A 20411-nucleotide genomic window follows, 5' to 3' on the forward strand; every position below is an offset into this window, starting at 1 on the left:
CGGCCGTCTTGTATCTATAAATGAAAGGCTATTTCAAAGGACATGATGGTCCAGTGAAATAGCCTTTTTGTCGTTGAACAAAGTGTGCAGAGCGGTTTGTTGAGGTATACGGCCATTATTTTACGCTGCAAATCAAAATGGGTGGGCTACTGGCTAACTGGAATGGTTTCTCGGATAGCGCTAACGGGATTCAGAAACCTTCGGACGTTGCAGCGCATTGGAAGGAAGTAGGTGAGCATTCACGCATGCCCATCGACGGTTCCTTATGGCATGATAATCCAATACTTTCTTCCTATCCGCCATCTCGCGTATTTAAGGTCATTCAGAGTACACACCCTGGTAAAGAGCAGGACTTCTTAAGACGTGCGCGTGAAGCCGTGTTTGCATTTAATCGAAATATTGGAGAAGATGATGTGCTGATGGATATCGTCAATCAACTAGGCTTGAATGGAAAAGAAGTGGTTGAAGCGGCTGCACAGCAATCTGCACAAGAGTTATTAGAGGAAGACTTTGAGCGTGTCGCTAGTTTGGGAGTGAGAGGTTTTCCATCAATTATCATTGTGAATGAAGAGAACCAAGGGATGGAAATTGTCGGAGCGCGTTCTCTTGAAACATATGTGCAAGCACTTCAGCAGGTGCTTGGTGGTGATCTGAAACCCAAACAGATAGACTCGTTGGAGCAGAAAATCAATAAGGGACACCTTCTTTTTTCTAGAGAAATGGAAATCATGTACAATGTCGAAAAGACTGATATTGAATCATATGTGAAATCTGAATTGGCAGAGCACACATATCGTATGGGTCATATTTTGAATGAGTTATATATTGAGATGAGCCTCGATCCGGTATGATTTTAAATATTCGCAGGTTAGATGGAGTGAATCTAACGGGCAGGTCACATATGTGGCTTGCCCGTTTTGTGTATCATTGAGTAATAAATGAGTGGTGTTCTTTCCATCGCTATATACTAGCTTATCATGAGATTTCTGGCAGGCAGCGATATGATTTTCTATTTTGTACATCTGCGAAAAAAACTGATTTGAATTGAAAACGAGGCTTGACCTTGGGTCTGACCTTAGGTTTATGCTATGTACAGGAAGAACAGCGAAGGTGGAGATGACAGTGAATGCTGAAATTACAATTAGCGAATTGGCCCAGCTGATGCACGTATCGGTACATCAAATTCGTTATTTTGAGGAAAAGGGAGTGTTGCATCCGGCTTACACAGGTGATAATCAGTACCGGATGTATGGCATAGATGAAGTATACAGGCTTGCCCATATTTTATTGCTACGTAAGATGGGGCTGTCCGTTCAAGTGATCAAAGAATGTCTTACACGTCTGACTCCCGAAGAGATCACACGACTCTTTCATCAGGCACTGACCGATACCGAAGCCGAGATTAAGAAACTTCAGGAGACCAAGCATTTTATGGAGAAGTTATTGGAGGAAAAAGCACATCTTGCCGATCCGATGGAGGCAGCATATAACATCATTCAGCGCGAAGATACGCCGCTATCGCTATGGTTTGAGATGGAGGCTACTGCCACGCTGAATGCGCAGACACTTGTACAGCACAAAGGCAAGATCACCAATCTGTTTGAAGCAGATCTCCATTATTTGTACGATTCATGCGGTATTGTAGGCATGTACACTCCCACTCAGGAAGGAATGCATCATCTGATGCTGCCAGCGGGTACGTACCTGTCCTGTCATCTATTTGTGGAAAATGAAGAACAACTGACTGCTCACATTCAGCATTTTTACGCTAACGCCGAAGAGGTGGGGTATGTCTGTCAGGGACCGCTTCTCATGGTGGAAAAATCGTATTTATCGTTGTTCACACCCGACAAGCTTCATTATGAATTACTGTCACAGATTATAACAGAACAGGAGGTTTCCTTATGACACATCTCGTTCAGATTGAACACCTCCAGCCTGATCGTTACAAAATAGCCAGCGAACTGATGGCTTATGGATTTGGACATAAATTCCAGAGATCCACTGCAATGTCCTTGTCAGATCTGGCTACAGCCTTTGAGCAGATGCTGCATGATGTTCCCCAAGATACTGGTAATCTGCGCATGGTCGCACGAGAAGACGATGTCATTGTGGGCACGATGTCGTTGAAGTGGAAACCAGGCTCTCAAGAACAGATCTCTGGAAAGGTGAAGGGTTCCCAGGTGTGGGACGCTTGCAATCACATCGGCGCTTGGAGACGCCTTCTGCTGTTAACGGGAATTCATTTGCTGAAACACGAACCTGTGACGCAGGAATGTTACATCGAGGATATCGTTGTGCATCCACAACATCAGCGCAAGGGAATCGGCAGACAATTACTCGCCTGGGCGCAGCAATACATGCTGCAATCCCCGCAGATGTCGTATCTCAGTCTGCATGTGGCAAGTCACAACCTGAAAGCCATTCAGATGTACGAACGTCTGCAGTTTCACACACAAAACAGTACAAAAAGCTGGATGACCGGTATGCTTCTCGGTGAACAACAATGGAATTATATGACCCACAATGGAGACAATCATGCTTCAACGTAAAGGAATCTGGATTTCACTACTCGTCTTCATTTTATTAATTGTTAGTACAGGAACGTACATTATCGTGCAACAGGACTATAGTATGGTCGAACAACACATCGAAATTCAAACCCCACAAGGCAAACTGACAGGTACACTGTCTCTGCCTGAGAACGAATCAGGCAAGCTGGGACTCGTGCTTTTCATCCATGGTGATGGTCCGATTGATTCGACACATAGTGATGGATATAAGCTATTGTGGGAGCGCCTTGCTTCCATAGGATACGCTTCGTTGTCGCTGGACAAACGCGGCATAGGTGGTTCCGAAGGCAACTGGCTGAATCAAAGCATCGATGATCGCGTAGTTGAAGCCGAGCAAGCTATCGCTTGGGCGAAAGAGCAGCCGATGATTGATGGTTCCAAAATTGGTGTATGGGGAGCGAGTCAGGCGGGGTGGGTCATTCCCAAGCTTGCAGGCAAGGAAAATCTCGCATTTAGTATTCTCGTTTCTCCAGCGATCAATTGGCTGAGACAGGGGGAATACAACACAAGGAGTCAAATGGCCAAGGATGGATTTTCGGCGGCTGAGATACAAGCACAGGTGGATTACGATAACAAGATCAATGATGTGTTAAAACGTCATGGTTCTTATGAGGAATACATTAGGCTTGCACGTCAAGGTGAGGAGCAGTTGAACAAGGATCGTTGGAACTTTGTTAGTAAAAACTTCACAGTGGATGCAACGGAGGATTTGCACAATTTCAAAACACCAGTCCTGCTATTGCTTGGAGAAGATGACGTCAATGTCGATATCAAGGATACCGAGCGTGCATATCGTCAGGAAGTCAAGCCGTCGTATTTGCTTCACGAGAAGATTTTCCAAAACACAGAGCATTCGATGCTTCCTACATCCATTGCAGGCTCGGAATGGAGAATGGAGCTGAGATTCCTGTTTGCTCCAAGAAGTATTACCACCGCTGGGTATATGGACGAGATTGAACAATTCCTGACCAAATTGGCGTTATAAAGAGAACAGATTAAGCACCGATTTTATATCGATTCGAATTAGAAGGTATAATAAAGTTCTGGAGGTGAACGAGATGCTGGAATTAGTGTTTACTACTATAGAGGAGTGGGATGAAGCAATGTGGGCACGGATGGAGCGGATCTATCATGAGGCCTTTCAAAGCGGTGCGAAGACAAAAGTGATTCTGCGCAGTATGCTGGACCGAGGGGTTGGTTATTTACACACGGGCGTGCATCAGGGAAAAGTGGTTGCGATGGCTGTTACTGGACTAGAGGGGAAGGCTGTGGACCGCATTCTGATCATTGACTACCTCGCAGTTGATCAGAAGCTGCGCGGGTTGGGCATAGGAACCTGGATGCTGGAGCAGCTCAGAGCCTGGGCGTTAAGGGAACATGAGATCAAAGGGATCCTTATCGAGGCGGAGTCCGGGACAACGGGGGCTCATCAGGAACGCATTCAGTTCTGGCATCGCAACGGGTTCATCCTGACCTCCTATGTCCATCAATATAGAATGGTGCCAGAACCATATCAGGCAATGATGCTGCCATTGGATAGAAGTACGCATGTGCCTGATGATGGTGAGGCACTGTTTCGTTATATCAATGCTTTTCACAAGGTTGCTTACCGGAAGAGTTAGACCCCTCAAACGATTTTACTTTATCCAATAAAGCGCTGGTCATTTTTCAATTTCGGCACACGGATGTACTATCGCACAGGCAAGTCGTCCACCCATTGCGTAGACTGAAGTAGATCAAGTCAAGTGAGGTGAATTCCATGGCTAAAACCAATGAAATACACGTCCGGATGAAACGGCTCAAGGATCGCCCAGTCTGCGTGACTCTTCATAATGGCGAAACGTACGTCGGGTACATCTCTGGCGTTAACAGCGAAGGCGTAGTGCTGACCGGGGGCGGAAAGCTTACTCAGGCTGCAATCACAGCAACCTCATCTGAAGGCAGTGCTCGCAAAACCAAACCTAAAGCAGGGGTGAAGAGAAAAACAGCTTCCTCTCGGAACCGTAAACGGGTGAACAGCACTTGTAAGTCGCAGGTGCGATCTCGGTCGATGTCTCGTTCAACGTCTCGGCCAGCTCAGGTATCCTCTTTCATGCCTATGCTAGGCTCGTTGTTAGGTGGCTTCGGCGGAGCTGGTGGTGCAGGCTCAATTGGAGGTATGTTAGGCGGTGGTATGCGGTTGTTTGGCATGATCCAGCGGTTTACACCTGTGGTCAAAATGGGGTATGGCATGATTAAGCAGATTCAGCCATTTATGGGGGCGGTTCAAGGGCTGATGACTCCAGCAAGCCAGGCTGCGGCAGAAGCCGAAGGTGAAGAGGAAGCACAACGAGGATAATACTTGAAATGAAAATCGTGAAATAGAACACAACCTTCTTTTCATTTGGGAAGGAAGTATTGCTAGTGTGTTGGGTGATTTGATCTCTTTCTGATCGATTCTGTTCCTTATATTCTCCGCTAGATGCTTAACTGCAAGCTGCTCTCCGTACGGCAAACGGAGGGTGGCTTATTTGCTTATGCTGTATACGAGAAAGAAACGAAGAGAGAAAACAAATAACCTAAATACACCCCGTACAACTTCTCTGTACGGGGTGTGAAAACAATGTTGATCTTACAGAGTAGAAGAAAACTCTATTCATCTACTATTAAGCTTGTTTAGTTTTCAGACGAATGACGTTCCACGACGCCTTATTCAGTACAGCTTGCACTTTACCCTGGTCAACCGTTGTATATCCGCCGTTGTGAGGAACAACGTTGCGCGGGTTTTCTTTCGTATTGGTTGCTTTCAGATCGTTGTTCTCCAATACGATATGTTCCACGAATGTCGTTTCTCCGAAGGAGCGCAGGTCTACGTTGAGTTCCAACTGCTCATCCAGATGTCTGTTCACCGCAAAGATTGTGATCGTGCCGTTTTCTTCATCATGCACACTGATTGCTTCGAGATAAGGCACATCTGTGAAGTCTTTGGAATCATATTTAGGTGAAGAGGTGATGGATCGCAACACCGTACCACGACCGAAGTTGGATGCATGCATGAACGGGAAATAGGTCGTCTGGAACCAGATCGCTCCGTTATTTTCCGTCATGATTGGTGCAATGGTGTTAATCAACTGAGCAAGGCAAGCCATTTTTACACGGTCGGCGTGCTTGAGTATGGTAATCAGATAACAGCCCACAGCCAGTGCATCTTCATGTGTATACACATCTTCAAACTCTGGAGGCGCAATCTGCCAGCGTTCTTCCATGCGGCTTGTGCCAATAGATTTCCAGACATTCCATTCATCCAGAGACAGCATTAATTTCTTTTTGCTGCGTTTCTTGGCTTGTACAAAATCACAGATTGAAGCCACACTATCAATAAATTGATCCAGATCCAGCGATGTCGCCAGGAAGTCATACGTGTTGTCTTTATTGTTGTTGTAATACTGATGCAGGGACAGGTAGTCCACATTTTCATAGGTGAGATCCAGCACGGTTGCTTCCCAATCTGCAAATGTACTCATGTCACGGCTGGAACTGCCGCAAGCCACAAGCTCGATATCCGGGTCTACCCATTTCATCGCTTTAGCGGTCTCATTGGCAATACGCCCATATTCATATGCAGTCATTGCACCAATCTGCCAAGGGCCGTCCATTTCGTTGCCTAGACACCAGGTTTTGAATTTATGCGGGTCCTTGTAACCGTGAGAGACCCGTAGATCACTCCAATATGTGCCAGATGGGTGGTTACAGTATTCGATCAGGTTTCTGGCCGCATCAATGCCGCGAGTACCCAGATTTACAGCCATCATCACTTCGGTTCCAACGAGTTTGGCCCAATCTGTAAATTCGTTTGTTCCAACTGCATTCGTTTCAATCGTCCACCAAGCGAGTTCAAGTCTGCGTTTGCGCTCCGCTACCGGGCCCACACCGTCTTCCCAGTTGTAACCGGATACGAAATTGCCACCTGGGTAACGAACGATGGGTACGTTCAAAGCTTTAATCGCTTCAATGGCATCCTGACGGAAACCTTGAGCATCTGCAGTAGGATGACCTGGATCATAAATACCGCCGTATACGGCCCGTCCCAGATGTTCTATAAATGAACCATAGACACGCGGATCTACTTCAGCAATCTGAAAGTCTTTATCGATAAGCATTTTGGATGTAAGCATGGTATGTACCTCCATTGGATGAATTCATATTTTTGAAAGAATTAACTGTGGTGTTGAATTCGCTTAAAAGCAAAATCAAATCATTGATTTGTTATCTAATATGTATCATAATGCTTATATATTGAGCAAGTTCATTTTGATGAGTTCGCAAAATAACGAATCCTGAAATTGAAATAGATCGATTTCACTCAAAAAGGAAGTGAACATCATGATGCTTGGGACAGATGCAGCTTCATTGCTAATTTACGAGGCACTGGCAAGTGAAGCCCGTTTAAACATTGTGCGCCTGCTGCTACAAAACAGGGAAATGCATATCAATGCGCTTGCCCAAGAGCTTTTTCTGAGCAAAGCTATTGTAAGTACACATGTCAGCAAGCTGCAAAAAGCCGGAATTGTCGGCAGCCGAATGAAACGGGAGAACGGCGGAACCTATAAGTACTGTTTTATCGTACGAGAGTTCATGACTATTAACCTGTCACCAGAACCTGTTGACGCTCCTTACCATGAAATATCCATACCGGTAGGTCAATATACAGATTATGAAGCATGGCCGACCTGCGGGATTGCGACAACTACGCAGATGATTGGACAGTACGACACACCTGCCTGTTTTATGGACCCGGATCGGGTGAACGCGGGAATCCTTTGGATGGCACGAGGTTTTCTTGAATATAAGATTCCCAATTATCTGTATAATGATCAGCATCTTCGAGAGATTGAAATTTCCCTTGAACTAAGCTCGGAAGCGCCAAAGGTGAACGAAAACTGGCCGTCTGATATTCGCTTTACCCTTAACGGCAGTGATCTCGGTACTTGGACAAGCCCTGGCGATTTCGGGGATCGGAAAGGTAAACATACGCCACAATGGTGGAAGCTGGATGTCAACCAGTATGGTGTATTGAAAATGCTGCGTATTAACGGGGAGGGCACGTTTATTGATGGTCAGCGCATCTCGGACGTGTGCGTTAAAGACCTGAATCTGGGTGCATCCACCTATTGGACCTTTGGATTGAAGCCGGAAGAGGGAGTAGCTGGCCGAGGCGGACTTACGTTGTTCGGGAAAGGGTTCGGCAACTACGATCAGGATATTTTGATTCGATATTATTATGATGCTCAGGAAAATATAACTCCAGACGAATAGGATTTTCGTTTTGATGTCAGTTTATAGAGGGAAAGTTCCACGATGAACCACCTGCAGAACAATTCCAGAGTAATGGTATTGACAACGATTACATAGCTGATATAAGATACAGCTATATAAGGAGTGTCACTGATTCGATCAGGCACCACCAAAGTCTGGATTCCACAAGTTTGTTTATTACTTGTGAATTGGACATTGGTGGTGCTTTTTGCATACTGGGGGTGATTGCATCATGAGGTTTAAAAAATCGTTAAATAACAACATTGCACTGGCCGAAGACGCCGAAGGTTGCGAAGTCATTGTCATCGGAACGGGTGTTGGCTTCAAAAAAGTAAAAGGACAGCCGATTGAGCAGAGCCAGATCCAGAAAATGTTCCGAATTGGCTCGAATGATAAATATCAGCGAGTTGAACAATTTCTCAGTGATATCCCACTGCAAGTCATCGACATTACGGATCAGATTATTGAAGAAGGCAAGACAATGATCGGAAAAAAGCTGAATGACTCGATCCTGTTAACACTTGCGGACCATATTCATTTTGCGCTGGATCGTTTCAAAAAAGGTGTGGATGTGCAAAATCCGCTTCATTGGGACATTCGCCATCTATATCCTGCCGAATACCGTGCCGGAGAATGGGCAGTTCAAAAAATCAATGATGCTTTTCTAGTCTCACTGCCATCTGGTGAATCAAGCTCTATTGCCCTTCATTTCGTGAACTCACAATTCGACTCGGGCAGTATGAACCAAACGATTAAAATTACACAGATGATTAACGACATTTTAGGTATCATGACAGAACATTTTAGGATGACACTGAATCAGGAATCTGCTGATTTTTCCAGGTTCATCACCCATCTGAGATACTTCATTGTTCGTCAGTTGAACCGGGAAGTGCTCTCGTTCAAAGATCAGCAATTTCTATATGATGTATTGTCGGAGCGATATCCTGTCAGCTTCCAATGCGCACTCAAAATAAAGAAGGCGATGGAGCAGCAACGCGGATTCATGATTACTCCCGATGAGATGGTATATCTCATGATCCACATCGAGAGAGTGACATCCCGTACCGATACGGATTGATCTCCATACAACCTGTTTGAAGTTATACCATCATCAATATGAATTGAATATGGAGTGTTACTGATTCGATCAGGCACCACCAAATGTTTCCGACTCCGCATCTGCGGCGGGCCGGTATTACATTTGGTTTTTTTTTCGCCAAAAAAGGAGGAAGCAACATGAATCATCGGGAGTTGTCCAAAGAAATTATTCAGTTAACAGGAGGGCAAGAGAATATTAGCCAAGCCTGGCACTGCATCACACGGCTTCGTTTCAACGTTCGAGAGCAAAACAAAGTTCAACTGGAACAGATTAAAGCACTTGATGGCGTGCTCGGCGCACAGTTTCAGAACGATCAGTTTCAGGTGGTTATTGGTAACCAGGTTGCAGCCGTATATGAGCAGATCGAGGATCAGATGAAGCAGAATGGCATATCGAAGCCCGAAACAGACGCACCACGCTCTAAAGGGATTAATGCTGTTTTGGATACGATCTCCGGCATTTTCACTCCGATTCTGCCTGCCATCGTGGGTACCGGGATGTTAAAGGGGATTCTGGCACTGCTCGTTACACTTGGAGCGATACAGGAGAACAGCGGTGAGTATCAAGTTCTGTCTTCCATCGCAAATGCGGCCTTTTATTTCTTGCCTTTCCTTCTGGCTCTATCATCAGCCCGAAAGTTCAAAGTGAATGAATATATCGCCCTGACGCTTGCAGGTACTTTATTGTATCCTACGATTCTGAACGCTTATCTGGCAAACCAGCTTGAACCGATTCGTTTTCTCTCGCTGCCCGTGTCCATTGTGAATTACACCCAGTCCGTTATTCCCATTATTCTGGGTGTGTGGCTTCTGAGTTATGTACATCGCTGGGTGGATCGTTTTATTCCCGGTCCGGTCAAAGTCATCTTTACCTCGATGATTGTGCTAGTCATCACGGTGCCGATTCTATTAATTGCGATTGGCCCCCTAGGGAATTACATGGGCATCTATCTGGAAATGGGCACTTCTTGGCTCTTTGCCCATTCGGGTCCGTTAACCGGCATTATTCTTGGCGGCTTCATGCCTCTGATTGTTATGACGGGAATGCATTATGCGTTCTTCCCAGGCACCTTGCAGAATCTGAGCAAACTCGGATATGACGTACTTTTGCTGCCGATCAACCTGATAACTAATATGAGCCAGGCTGGTGCAGTCACAGCTGTTTTCCTCAAGACGAAAGATAAAAGAATGAGATCCATTGCTTTATCCAGTGGCATCTCCGCCTTGCTTGGTATTACTGAACCTGCACTGTACGGTGTCACCTTGAAGCTGAAAAAACCATTTTACGCTTCACTCATCGGTGGAGCAGCAGGGGGCGGCTTTATTACCGCAGTGGGTCTGAAATGCTTCGGTTTTGCTGTACCAGGATTGCTGTCACTTCCGTTATACATTGGCCCGAATGGTGGCATGTCCAATTTCTGGTATGCATTAATCGGAATTGGCATCAGCTTTAGCGTTTCCTTCGTGGTGACTTTGCTGCTCAAGTGGGATGAGCCAAATGCACACAATTCTGCCATGTCCGACTCAGCACAAACATTAACCGAACAGGAACAGGATACAACCACTGCCTTTTCTCAAGAAACGGTGGCACCTGTCACTGTACATTCCATTGAGGATAAAAAAGGGGAGGTGTTCAGCCCGCTCACTGGTGAATTGGTGCCGCTCGCAGAGCTTCCGGATCAAACGTTTGCCGAGGAATTGACCGGGAAAGGTATTGCCATTCGTCCGCAGGATGGACGTGTTACAGCTCCTTTTGACGGAACCGTCACGTTGGTTGCCAAAAGTAAACATGCGATTATGCTGACCTCTTCCAGTGGAATCGACATTCTCATTCATGTTGGACTAAACAGTGTGTCGCTCAAAGGGAAATTTTTTGACGTGAAGGTTGTTGCAGGACAAGAAGTGAAGAAGGGTGACTTGCTTCTGGAATTTGATATGGATGGCATTCAGGGTGCGGGTATTGACCTTGTGACACCAGTCATCGTAACCAATACGCCGGATTACCTCGATGTAGTACCTATTCAGGTGAAGGGGGTGATTCCAATGAATGAATTGCTTCTCCTCACCGTTCGTTAACAGCTTCATAAATACCATATACAACAAAAGGAGAGAAACAACATGACAAAAACAAATAAACACTTATTTCCTGAAGGATTTTTATGGGGCGGAGCTACCGCTGCCAATCAGCTGGAAGGTGCATATGACGTAGACGGCAAAGGACTCTCTACCTCAGACATGGCTCCATTCGTTCCACATGAGGAGCGCAATGGCAAGGATTTCACCTTCGACGTGGATTCTATTCAATTAGAAGAATATCTGAGCGGTAACACCAACGTATATTTCCCGAAACGCAACGGCGTGGATTTCTATCATCGCTACAAAGAAGACATTGCCTTGTTTGCAGAGATGGGTTTCAAAGTGTTTCGTCTTTCGATCGCGTGGACACGGATCTTCCCAACAGGAGAAGAAGCAGTTCCCAATGAAGCTGGTCTTGCCTTCTATGATAACGTGCTCGACGAACTCTTGAAATACGGCATTGAGCCGCTCGTAACGATCTCTCACTACGAGATGCCCGTTGAGTTAACCCGCAAATACAACGGCTGGGAAAGCCGCGAGATGATCGATCTGTATCTGAAATTTGCCAATACGCTGTTTGACCGTTACAAAGACAAAGTGAAATACTGGATTACCTTCAATGAAATGAATATGATGCTGACAAGTCTGTATACTGGCGGCGGCATTCTGGAAGATAAAATAAAGGGAAACCCGGAGCAAGTGGCTTATCAGGCAACGCATCATCAGTTTGTAGCTAGTGCACTGGCTGTCAAAAGCGGAAAAGAGAAAATGCCAAATGCTCAGATTGGCTGCATGATCTGCCGTCTGGAAACGTATGCTGCTTCTAGTAAACCGGAGGACGTTCTGCAGACGCTGAAGGAAGATCAGATGAACCTGTTCTACCCAGAGGTACAGGCACGGGGCGAATACCCATCCTATATGCAAAGATATTTTGAGGAAAACGGCATTGAACTGGTTAAAGCTCCTAACGACGATGCCATTATCCGGGATAATACCGTGGACTTTATTGCTTTCAGTTATTACATGACGTATATCGGAAAGTATGACCCGAATGACAACAGCAACTCAGGTATGCTGGTAAGTCAGATCAAAAACCCTCATCTGAAAGCTAGCGAATGGGGATGGCCTATCGATCCGATTGGTCTTCGCGTCGCGCTGAACCGATTGTATGACCGCTACCGGATACCGCTCTTCATCGTTGAAAACGGGCTGGGTGCTATCGACACACCGGAAGAGGACGGGGCAGTGCATGACCCTTATCGCATCAATTACTTGCGCAGCCACATCGAACAGATGAAAGAAGCTGTCGCTGACGGCGTTGAATTGATGGGTTTCACTAGCTGGGGACCTATCGATATCATTAGCTGCTCCACTTCTGAAATGGGCAAACGTTATGGTTTCATTTATGTAGATCAAGACAATGCCGGCAATGGTTCGCTTGAAAGAACTCGCAAGGACTCCTTCTACTGGTACAAACAAGTTATTGAAACGAACGGAGAAATCCTGTAATTATACAAAATTCTTACACGCCGCCCGTATGGGCGGTTCTTTATTTTACACTAGGGCGTGTCTTCAAACTTAAGCAAGCCACACCATAATGGATGCCAGGGCCAAAAAAGACTTGAACGTACACGCTAATTTATCAAAACGAGTCGCTAAACGACGATAATTCTTTACTTTAATAAAGAAGCATTCCACCAAATGGCGCTCTTTGTAACATCCCGATCATATTTTAGGGTTACTCGGCGATTTTCTTTCCGGGAATCACCGGTATGGCTTGTTGTTCCTTCAAAAAGGTCCGAATGGCATTCGTATCATAGCTCGCTGTTACGCCAGCCTGGAAGTCACTCACGGCCTACAAGTGTATTTTGCAGATCCGTATTCCTCCTGGCAACGGGGCTCGAATGAGAATGCCAATGGTTTCTTGCGAGAGTTTTTCCCCAAGGGAACAGATTTCGCACAAATCACAGATGAAGCCTTGGAGACCGCTCTGAGCTTGATCAATCACAGACCACGAAAATGCTTGGGGTGAGAACCGCTCACGAATCTTTCTCAGAGGAACTGTCGCACTTGGCTTGACAATCCGTCATATGAAAAAAAAATCAGAGAATATATTGAAAATAGTGTAATATAATGATAAATTAAGAGATTAGTTGTATATATTTGTAAAACAACTACAAAATTCTATTAGGAGGTAATGCTGTTGATTAATCAGACTTATGCAACACCTAAGTTAGTAAAGTTCGGTAAATCCAAGGACCTAATTCAGGGTGACTGTAATTGGGGGATAGAGAACTTTACAGTGGATAAAACAGGCTTTTATGAGTATATCCAGAGAAATTGCGTGGACCGAGCTAACTGTAATTATGAAACTGTTTGCGCAATTAAAGATCCGCCGGATACGTGTGCTAATCATGATAACTGTTAATGTTTAGTACCGAAGGATTATCGTGGATTTAATCTCGGTAGTTCAACAATTCATTCCTTAAATTTTGTGTGCGTACATCAACCCAGGTATTTACAAAGGGTTGCTAAGAGGAGCCGGTTGCCTGAGTACGATCTGGATCGTTGGCAAGGGTAATTCCCTCATACATAATCGCTCACAATGAGTTATCGAACCATTTTTATACGAAGTAAAACTGCTTACTTCTGTTTACATTTTGCCGTAAGATTCAGGTAGTTTGATTGACACATGCAAGTTTGATTAACTTGCATGTGTCAACTTATTATTGAATTTAATAATTTCGGGGTGGGAGAAAACAGTGAAGATTAATCCACACGTTAGAACAGTAGATGAAGATGGAGAGAAGGTACTATTTGATACCAAACGTGGCCTATTTTACGGCATAGATGAGATAGGTTCTGATATTTGGATGGGAATCGAATCTGGTCTAAATGTTAATGCTATTCTCACACTAATGCAGCACAAATATGCAGATGTTTCTAGACAACAACTATATATAGATATAGAGAATTTTATCGCTGAACTGAAACGAAATAAACTCATTAAGAAGAAATGAGGTAATTATCGTGAGTAAGTTAGAACTCGCTAAACTTTACATCTCACTATTTAGAATTGATCTAAGTTTACAGCTATTCGGATTCGAAAAATTGTTTCAAAGATATATGCAGCTGTATTCACTAGATAAAGTCAATTCACAAAAAACAAGGGGAAACAATTACATAGAAGATATCAATAAAATGTTGGAGAGCATTGATTATATTTGCACGGTTTACCCACGTTCAGCTCAATGTATGCATCGTTCTTTTCTCGGCTATCAATATTTGCGAAAAAAATTTCATTTGCCTGTAGAGTTAGTTGTTGGCGTTCGAAAAATGCCATTCAGTGCTCATGCATGGTTAGTGCTTAACGGTCAAAATATCAATGAAGATTCTCAGTATACTGATCAATTTCAAATTATCCTTTCAACGGAAGAAGGAGCACTATAGATGAAGTGGTTTGTTGTTGCTATTAATTTGGATGGGGCTCCTATATCCCCTTTTAATGAACATTCTCTTGTAGAAACGATACGCACTCCTTATAACGGAATTTGTTCTAAGCTGCAGCATGAATCAGCAATGTGTGCACTAATCATAGAGTCGACCTCGACTATTATGCCACAGCACATGTATACAATTCGCCGTCATCAGACCATCATAGGTGATATTCGTTTAGATAATAGAGATGTTCTACTAACGCGACTCAAAGATTTACATACAAGCAGAACGGAAATATTCAATGATTTGGAGCTCGCTTTAGAACTTATACAATTGAATGGTATTAGTATAGTCAACGATTTCGTAGGTGAGTTCAGTTTTGTTATTTGGGATGAACGTGAACGCAAGGCAATTGCTGTACGAGATCATACAGGAATGCGCACGTTATTCTGGACAAGACAACAAAATACCTTATGGATATCAAGTGATCTCTGTCTATTGAAGGATGTCTTTTCTCTTGAAAATGTAAATACTGAATATTTGATGGATTTCTATTTATATAATGGCCATATGGATGAATTAAATACACCCTATAAAGACGTGTACCGCTTATCAAGTGCATCTTGGTTGGAGATAAGCGTTGGTATGGTGAATATACATAAATACTGGAATTTATATGATCGATGTGATCAATTGCAATATCGCAATACTGAGGATTATCAATCACATTTTCGAGAGTTAATGGTGAATGCTGTGAAACGCAGAATGCTTCCTCCGGTTAAACATGCGGTTATGATGAGCGGTGGTCTTGATTCAACATTACTGTATGGCATTGCCAGAACGGAGATGCCAACGGTAAATACAATTCCAGTCAGTGGAGTTTTTGACCGCTGGCACGAGTGCGATGAGCGTGAATATATTTATGCTGTACTTGACTATTATAATAGTCGAGATGATATTTCCTTTGAAGTTTGTGATGATTACGGGACTTTCAACCAATTTCCAAATGGATATTTGTGGACATATGAACCGACTGTCACAGCAGCCTCTGCAAGTTTTACAGGAGCACTTATTCGTTGTGCTTCTGATACTGGAGCCAAGCAAATTTTTACTGGTTACGGAAGTGATCATCTGTTAACAGGTTCATTTCCGGTTTTAGCTGATATGTTAAAAAAAGGAAGAATATCCTTTGCGTTTAAAAAAGCATCAGAGTTAGCTGGTAGATTCAGACTCTCAACTCCAAAGCTACTGGTTCATTATGGTATAGGGCCTTTAATAGGCAGCGGATGGGCTAAAGAACTGCGTAGTAATAAACATAGCCAGTTCATAAAAGAACTTAAGCAAATTCCATCATACAATCAACAAGAGTACTACCAGCAGTTTAAAGGCACTACGGCTCACTTGTTCATGGACCGAGTGCTGGCTGCAAAGTATGGCGTCACAATGCAGCACCCATTTCTTGATCGCGATTTAGTCGAGTTTTTATTCCGTGTGCCAGGAGAAGTGAGATTTCAAAGTGATATGACAAAGCCCTTATTACGGAAATCAATGGGGAAGTATCTACCTAAGCAAATTATTGATCGTAAGAATAAAACGGGACACCTCCCACTTACACATGAGGGATTGAAACAAGTATGGAACAAAGTCATTCATGTAGCATCTAAAGGAAGGATACGAATATTGAATATATTGCCCCATGAAGAATGGTTACAAACATTGTATAAATTTCGACATGGAATGGTAGTGCGAGAAGATATGTGGGTTTTGCTCACACTTGAGTTGTGGTTAGCTAAACTGGAGGAGCAACTCAAAATAGATCTAGTGCATTAAAATTCAAGTAATAGGAGATGAGCAGGTGCCAGTAGCAATTTTAATTGTAATAACGGGTGTGTGTTCTGTTCTGTTATATTTTGTTCTAATACTTAAGATAAGGAGACATCATCGATATCTGATGGATTTACCGTCAGCAGAAATTATTCAAAATAAGTTGAAAACAGGATTTCGGGGGTTTATTTTTTGCCTAGACGTGGTTGGTTATCCTCAGTGTGCCAAGTGGATAGAACCTTTACAACAACTAATTAAAGAACAGGGATTGGAATTATTGATATTTGACGGACAGATTATCTTTACTGAGCGAATGGAGATTGCTCAAATGTTAAAAATTGAAAAGTACCCTTGTATCTTAGCAGTCAATACGTATGATCAATACAAAGAACAAATGTTTATTTATCAAATGCATATTGATCAGGATATTACTGCTATTCAACATTTTATATCGAATAAGTTGGGTGTGATAGCATCGTGATTATCAGTATTCTGATATGGTTGGTTTCGGTCGTTTTAGCTGCTTTATACTACAAAAGCTCTGTGCAAAAATTACGAACACCATATACTTTCAGTTACATCGTAAGTGAATATCAATTAGGCGCCTATCACATGCCACTAGCTATAGCAACAAAATTGGCACCATTACTGATTATAATTGAACTATTGACAGCAGTCTGGATTTTATTACCTTGGACACGGATTTATGGTTTCGTTTTAGGGGCCGCCTTACAGTTTGTTTTTTTTATTTTGATGTTTGCGAATAAAGGGAGAAGTTTCCCTTATGGTTGCGGTTGTTTTAAGATGAATGCGCCAAGCGTAATCTCAATTCGACATGTATGGGGGAATTTTGTGTTGTGTATTGTGCAGTTAATAATTACATGGATACTTGTTGTAGGCTAAAAGTTTTCAGCTTAAGAGGAAAACAATTTAACGTATAAAAAAGATGACTAGGTTAGTTGTAGTTTTATTGCGTTTAAGCATATGAGCTTTTCCACCCGCTTTGAGCAGCTGATACATTAATGATACTGATCAATACAACTCGCGTACGAGATGATACGCTGCTAGGCTTCATTTTAATTGTAAAGTCTGAGATTGATTAAATAATGAGCGAAGTGCTAGACATAGTTCAGTGTAGCGTTACAGATGTTAATATGGTGAGTAACATTTTTTAGAGAATCAATTCGAATTGATTATTAAGTCAGTAAGGAAGCTAGTATACGGTAACAAATAATGACAATTGGGATCTGGTTCTTAATCCAAGGCATAGCCGCACCAGAGTTAGGTAAATGAAATCCTTGAAATAAACAATTACCTTTTCTTTTCCTCGCACTGTTGGGTATTAGTAGGGTTTGTCAGGGACATCCTTTATCACTTGAAAAGGAGAAACGATTTCGTTTTCTTTAAATTGTTTTAGTCAACTAAGAAATAAGCCAAAACTCTAGCAAGTATGATTATATTGGAGGTCAGTGATGAAACGCTCTATTTTTGGGATTACGATGAGAATGTTATTTGCTAAGAAACAGCGACTCATTCTGACTTGTATCGGTATTGGTATTAGTTTCGGCCTAATTATCGTTGTAAGTTCTTTGTACGTTTCTATGGAGCGTTCTGTTCAAAAGACTATAGATAAGAAATATGGTACGTTTGATTTAATGGTTGGATACAGTCCGACAAATGGTGCGAAAGAAAAGAAATTCCTCGATAAAGATGAGATTTACAAATTAAGAAATCTAGATGGTGTCATTGATTCAGGTATAGCTATTATATTTCCAGAACTTGCAACAAATAGGTATAATTACCAAGATCGAAACAATGACGCTATCAACTATGTTGCAATTGAACCTAATTCATTAACTCGGAATTTTTATGGTTTCACCACAACTTTGGAACCTGATGACATGGTGATTACTGAAGAGGTAGCCAAAAAATGGGGAGTAAAGCAGGGAGACTCGAAGGAGTTCTCCATGAATAATGACATCGTTCTTGAAAAGACTGTCACTGAGATTATTCCTGAGTATGAATCAGGTTCAGCAGTGATTCTCAATATAGATGCCATACGCGAAGCATATTCATTAGGAGAAGTCGCCAATACCGTATACCTTGATGTAAAAGACGGAATATCTGATAAGGCTGTTGAGGAAACGATTCGATTAGAAATTGATCCTGATATGGATATATCTCTTCAGTCACAGGACAATGGTGTGATAAAGCAACGTATGATGTTTAGAATTATGACTATCGGATTAGGAGGTATACTGATACTAGTCAGTATATTGTTCTTGTCTAGTAGCTTTAAACTGATGTTGCTTGGACGAATACGGGAATTATCCACATTTCGGATGGTTGGCGCTAGTCGTAGGGTTATCTATAAAATGGTTATGATGGAAGCGGCAGTGATAAATGTGTTAGGTATTGCGCTCGGTGTTGGTATAGGTGTTTTATTCTGTAGTGTTTCAACAAAATTTATTGACTCGATGATGGGGTTTACCGTGGATAATGTAGAAATAAACCCTAAATTAATCACTACCATCGCTGTTGTCGGATGGTTAGTTTTGACATTGTCTGTTATGAGAGTTGCAGTAAATGCTGCTGCAGCTGCTGCTCCACTTGTTGCTGTTCGGCATAGCGAACAACAGGGATTAAGTAGATTAAATGCCTGGTGTGCAGGAATTCTATTCGTTATCGGATGTTTAATTTTAGTTCTATCCGGACTAGGCATTATTGGTAGCGATGTACGGTTGCTCTTTACACTTATAGGAGGACTATTAGCAGCTGGAGGATGTATCGTTGGTACAGGTTATTTGATACCTATCGTCTCTCACTGTAGTGGTTGGTTCTTTCGTAAGTTCGTAATTGCTGAGGCTTTTTATGCAGTGAAGCAATTCGTAGCGTTACGTAGGCAAAATTCGTTCATCGTTATGTTACTAGCTAGTATCGTAACTGCATTCATTGCCATTCCAACTTTTATTGAAAATTTCAACCGTGCAAATGTAGAACAAGTTAGGCGTGAGCATATTACACCTATCGTGATTGAGAAGAAACGTGATGTAATGTCTTCTAACATAGTAAAACAAGTGCGTCAAGTGAAAGGCGTTAGTAATGCGCTGCCCGTGGGATCTTTCCATGCTGTGCTTCTTGGGGATATGAATTATGAGCGAGCGGATCCAAACTGGTTAAAGCAGAACAGCAGTTCACCAGAATATTATAAAAAAGGTACACCATTATATGATACGTATGGTTATCAGTGGTTAGGAATTGCACTGACCGATTTAAAGCTGATGCAGCAAATGGGTTTACTAAAAATCGATTATAAAGAACTACCATCGGGGATAGTCATACAACCAGAGTATGCTGGGCATATGGGAATAGGCTTAGGTGATAAGGTGTCTTTGCAAAGAACTAAACTAGGTGAAAGGTTGGAACAATATGAATTGCCCGTAAGCGGAGTGACAGAGCTAACTTTTCTTACAGAAGAAACACTGGTTTTGTTAGATATTAACAATCCAAAGGGATCATGGATTGAAGGCGATAACAAAAATAATTCTAAAGGGATTTCGCCCAAAAAGATTTATGTGCAAGTTAGCGAAGGTAGTGATATTACAAGTGTAAGGATTTTGTTACAGGAATTACTAAAAGATGATCCGTTGATTAAGGTTACTGATCTAGATTCAGAGTTATTACGAATTGCAGAACAATCCAGAGAGCAATATACTATTTTATGGACAGTAATGGTGATATTTGTAATTGTGGGTATTGTGGGCATAATGAATACACTTGGTGCAACATTTCATTCACAACGTAGGGAGTACGCCATACTTCGAGCAATTCGGTTAACCACAGCGAAGCTTAGATCTGTGATTATCGTACAAGGCTTATTGTATGCAGTTACATCCATTGTTATAGGAATTATATCCGGAGGTTGGATTATCGTTGGATTATTTACTGGAACGGATGAATTCAATGGATGGACGATCAGGTGGTATACTATTGCTTTGCCTATTATCGTTGTTGGCGTTATTTCGCTTCTTATTTCGTTCTTATATGCTAGACAGATTGGACTGAATTCTATTACTGAGGAATTAAAGGTCGAGTAGTCGGAGG

15 protein-coding genes and 3 pseudogenes are annotated in these 20411 nt (G+C 42.7%); 16 read left to right on the plus strand and 2 right to left on the minus strand.

Translation table 11 applies throughout. The features are described from left to right. Positions 1-104 precede the first annotated feature (104 nt). From MKY92_RS15030 to MKY92_RS15055, 6 genes and pseudogenes are all read left to right on the plus strand, one after another. Positions 105-851: pseudogene (locus MKY92_RS15030) on the plus strand (DsbA family protein); the annotation flags it as partial. Positions 852-1116: 265 nt separating this feature from the next. Further along, positions 1117-1908 (plus strand): MerR family transcriptional regulator, encoded by a 792-nt coding sequence (locus MKY92_RS15035; RefSeq protein WP_339301802.1) that lies wholly within the window; start codon positions 1117-1119, stop codon positions 1906-1908. Beyond that, positions 1905-2552 carry a GNAT family N-acetyltransferase gene (locus MKY92_RS15040; RefSeq protein ID WP_339301557.1) on the plus strand — a complete coding sequence of 216 codons (648 nt, stop codon included), beginning with the start codon at positions 1905-1907 and terminating at the stop codon, positions 2550-2552. The genes MKY92_RS15035 and MKY92_RS15040 overlap by 4 nt, the downstream gene beginning before the upstream one ends. After that, the gene (locus MKY92_RS15045; RefSeq protein WP_339301559.1) at positions 2539-3558 is read left to right on the plus strand and encodes a CocE/NonD family hydrolase; all 1020 of its coding nucleotides are present in this window, start codon (positions 2539-2541) and stop codon (positions 3556-3558) included. The genes MKY92_RS15040 and MKY92_RS15045 overlap by 14 nt, the downstream gene beginning before the upstream one ends. A 73-nt stretch (positions 3559-3631) precedes the next feature. Continuing rightward, the gene (locus tag MKY92_RS15050) at positions 3632-4195 is read left to right on the plus strand and encodes a GNAT family N-acetyltransferase (protein ID WP_339301561.1); all 564 of its coding nucleotides are present in this window, start codon (positions 3632-3634) and stop codon (positions 4193-4195) included. A gap of 137 nt (positions 4196-4332) precedes the next feature. Continuing rightward, positions 4333-4911, plus strand: coding sequence for a hypothetical protein (locus tag MKY92_RS15055; protein WP_339301563.1), 579 nt, complete (start codon positions 4333-4335; stop codon positions 4909-4911). Positions 4912-5218: 307 nt separating this feature from the next. On the opposite strand, the gene MKY92_RS15060 is transcribed toward MKY92_RS15055, so the two are convergent. After that, positions 5219-6727, minus strand: coding sequence for an alpha-N-arabinofuranosidase (locus MKY92_RS15060; protein WP_339301565.1), 1509 nt, complete (start codon positions 6725-6727; stop codon positions 5219-5221). A 208-nt stretch (positions 6728-6935) separates the two neighbouring features. Between MKY92_RS15060 and MKY92_RS15065 the strand changes: the two genes are divergently transcribed. The 4 genes from MKY92_RS15065 to ascB all read left to right on the plus strand — a co-directional run bounded on the left by MKY92_RS15065 (position 6936) and on the right by ascB (position 12554). Next, a complete protein-coding gene (locus MKY92_RS15065) occupies positions 6936-7868 on the plus strand; it encodes an ArsR family transcriptional regulator (protein WP_339301567.1) in 933 nt (310 codons plus the stop codon). A gap of 232 nt (positions 7869-8100) precedes the next feature. After that, positions 8101-8949, plus strand: coding sequence for a PRD domain-containing protein (locus MKY92_RS15070; protein WP_339301569.1), 849 nt, complete (start codon positions 8101-8103; stop codon positions 8947-8949). A 158-nt stretch (positions 8950-9107) separates the two neighbouring features. After that, entirely contained in the window at positions 9108-11045 is a 1938-nt protein-coding gene (locus MKY92_RS15075; protein ID WP_339301572.1) for a beta-glucoside-specific PTS transporter subunit IIABC, read from the plus strand. 42 nt (positions 11046-11087) lie between these two features. Beyond that, positions 11088-12554: a 6-phospho-beta-glucosidase gene (gene ascB, locus MKY92_RS15080; RefSeq protein WP_339301574.1), complete on the plus strand. Its 1467-nt coding sequence runs from the start codon at positions 11088-11090 to the stop codon at positions 12552-12554. A 69-nt stretch (positions 12555-12623) separates the two neighbouring features. Here ascB and MKY92_RS15085 read toward each other — a convergent pair. After that, positions 12624-12775 (minus strand): annotated as a pseudogene (locus tag MKY92_RS15085) (transposase); the annotation flags it as partial. Positions 12776-12903: 128 nt separating this feature from the next. On the opposite strand from MKY92_RS15085, the pseudogene MKY92_RS15090 reads away from it, so the two are divergent. The 6 genes and pseudogenes from MKY92_RS15090 to MKY92_RS15115 all read left to right on the plus strand — a co-directional run. Next, positions 12904-13124 (plus strand): annotated as a pseudogene (locus MKY92_RS15090) (IS30 family transposase); the annotation flags it as partial. A 683-nt stretch (positions 13125-13807) separates the two neighbouring features. Then, a complete protein-coding gene (locus MKY92_RS15095; RefSeq protein ID WP_339301575.1) occupies positions 13808-14065 on the plus strand; it encodes a PqqD family protein in 258 nt (85 codons plus the stop codon). Between the two features lie 10 nt (positions 14066-14075). After that, on the plus strand, positions 14076-14495 hold the full coding sequence (locus MKY92_RS15100) for a lasso peptide biosynthesis B2 protein (RefSeq protein WP_339301576.1): 420 nt from the start codon (positions 14076-14078) through the stop codon (positions 14493-14495). After that, positions 14496-16313 carry an asparagine synthase-related protein gene (locus tag MKY92_RS15105; RefSeq protein WP_339301577.1) on the plus strand — a complete coding sequence of 606 codons (1818 nt, stop codon included), beginning with the start codon at positions 14496-14498 and terminating at the stop codon, positions 16311-16313. Between the two features lie 25 nt (positions 16314-16338). Beyond that, entirely contained in the window at positions 16339-16788 is a 450-nt protein-coding gene (locus tag MKY92_RS15110) for a hypothetical protein (protein ID WP_339301579.1), read from the plus strand. A 991-nt stretch (positions 16789-17779) separates the two neighbouring features. Continuing rightward, complete coding sequence (locus tag MKY92_RS15115) at positions 17780-20404, plus strand: FtsX-like permease family protein (protein ID WP_339301580.1); 2625 nt, start codon at positions 17780-17782, stop codon at positions 20402-20404. Positions 20405-20411 lie beyond the last annotated feature (7 nt).

The sequence above is a fragment of the Paenibacillus sp. FSL R5-0623 genome, from assembly GCF_037974265.1.
In the GTDB taxonomy this organism is placed as follows: Bacteria; Bacillota; Bacilli; order Paenibacillales; family Paenibacillaceae; genus Paenibacillus.

Excerpts from the sequence above, each read along its gene's own strand:
- MKY92_RS15115 (WP_339301580.1), top strand. The coding sequence starts at position 17,780 with ATGAAACGCTCTATTTTTGGGATTACGATGAGAATGTTATTTGCTAAG.
- MKY92_RS15055 (WP_339301563.1), top strand. The coding sequence starts at position 4,333 with ATGGCTAAAACCAATGAAATACACGTCCGGATGAAACGGCTCAAGGAT.
- MKY92_RS15035 (WP_339301802.1), top strand. The coding sequence starts at position 1,117 with ATGACAGTGAATGCTGAAATTACAATTAGCGAATTGGCCCAGCTGATG.
- MKY92_RS15070 (WP_339301569.1), top strand. The coding sequence starts at position 8,101 with ATGAGGTTTAAAAAATCGTTAAATAACAACATTGCACTGGCCGAAGAC.
- MKY92_RS15060 (WP_339301565.1), bottom strand. The coding sequence starts at position 6,727 with ATGCTTACATCCAAAATGCTTATCGATAAAGACTTTCAGATTGCTGAA.
- MKY92_RS15045 (WP_339301559.1), top strand. The coding sequence starts at position 2,539 with ATGCTTCAACGTAAAGGAATCTGGATTTCACTACTCGTCTTCATTTTA.
- MKY92_RS15050 (WP_339301561.1), top strand. The coding sequence starts at position 3,632 with ATGCTGGAATTAGTGTTTACTACTATAGAGGAGTGGGATGAAGCAATG.
- ascB (WP_339301574.1), top strand. The coding sequence starts at position 11,088 with ATGACAAAAACAAATAAACACTTATTTCCTGAAGGATTTTTATGGGGC.
- MKY92_RS15075 (WP_339301572.1), top strand. The coding sequence starts at position 9,108 with ATGAATCATCGGGAGTTGTCCAAAGAAATTATTCAGTTAACAGGAGGG.
- MKY92_RS15065 (WP_339301567.1), top strand. The coding sequence starts at position 6,936 with ATGATGCTTGGGACAGATGCAGCTTCATTGCTAATTTACGAGGCACTG.
- MKY92_RS15105 (WP_339301577.1), top strand. The coding sequence starts at position 14,496 with ATGAAGTGGTTTGTTGTTGCTATTAATTTGGATGGGGCTCCTATATCC.
- MKY92_RS15040 (WP_339301557.1), top strand. The coding sequence starts at position 1,905 with ATGACACATCTCGTTCAGATTGAACACCTCCAGCCTGATCGTTACAAA.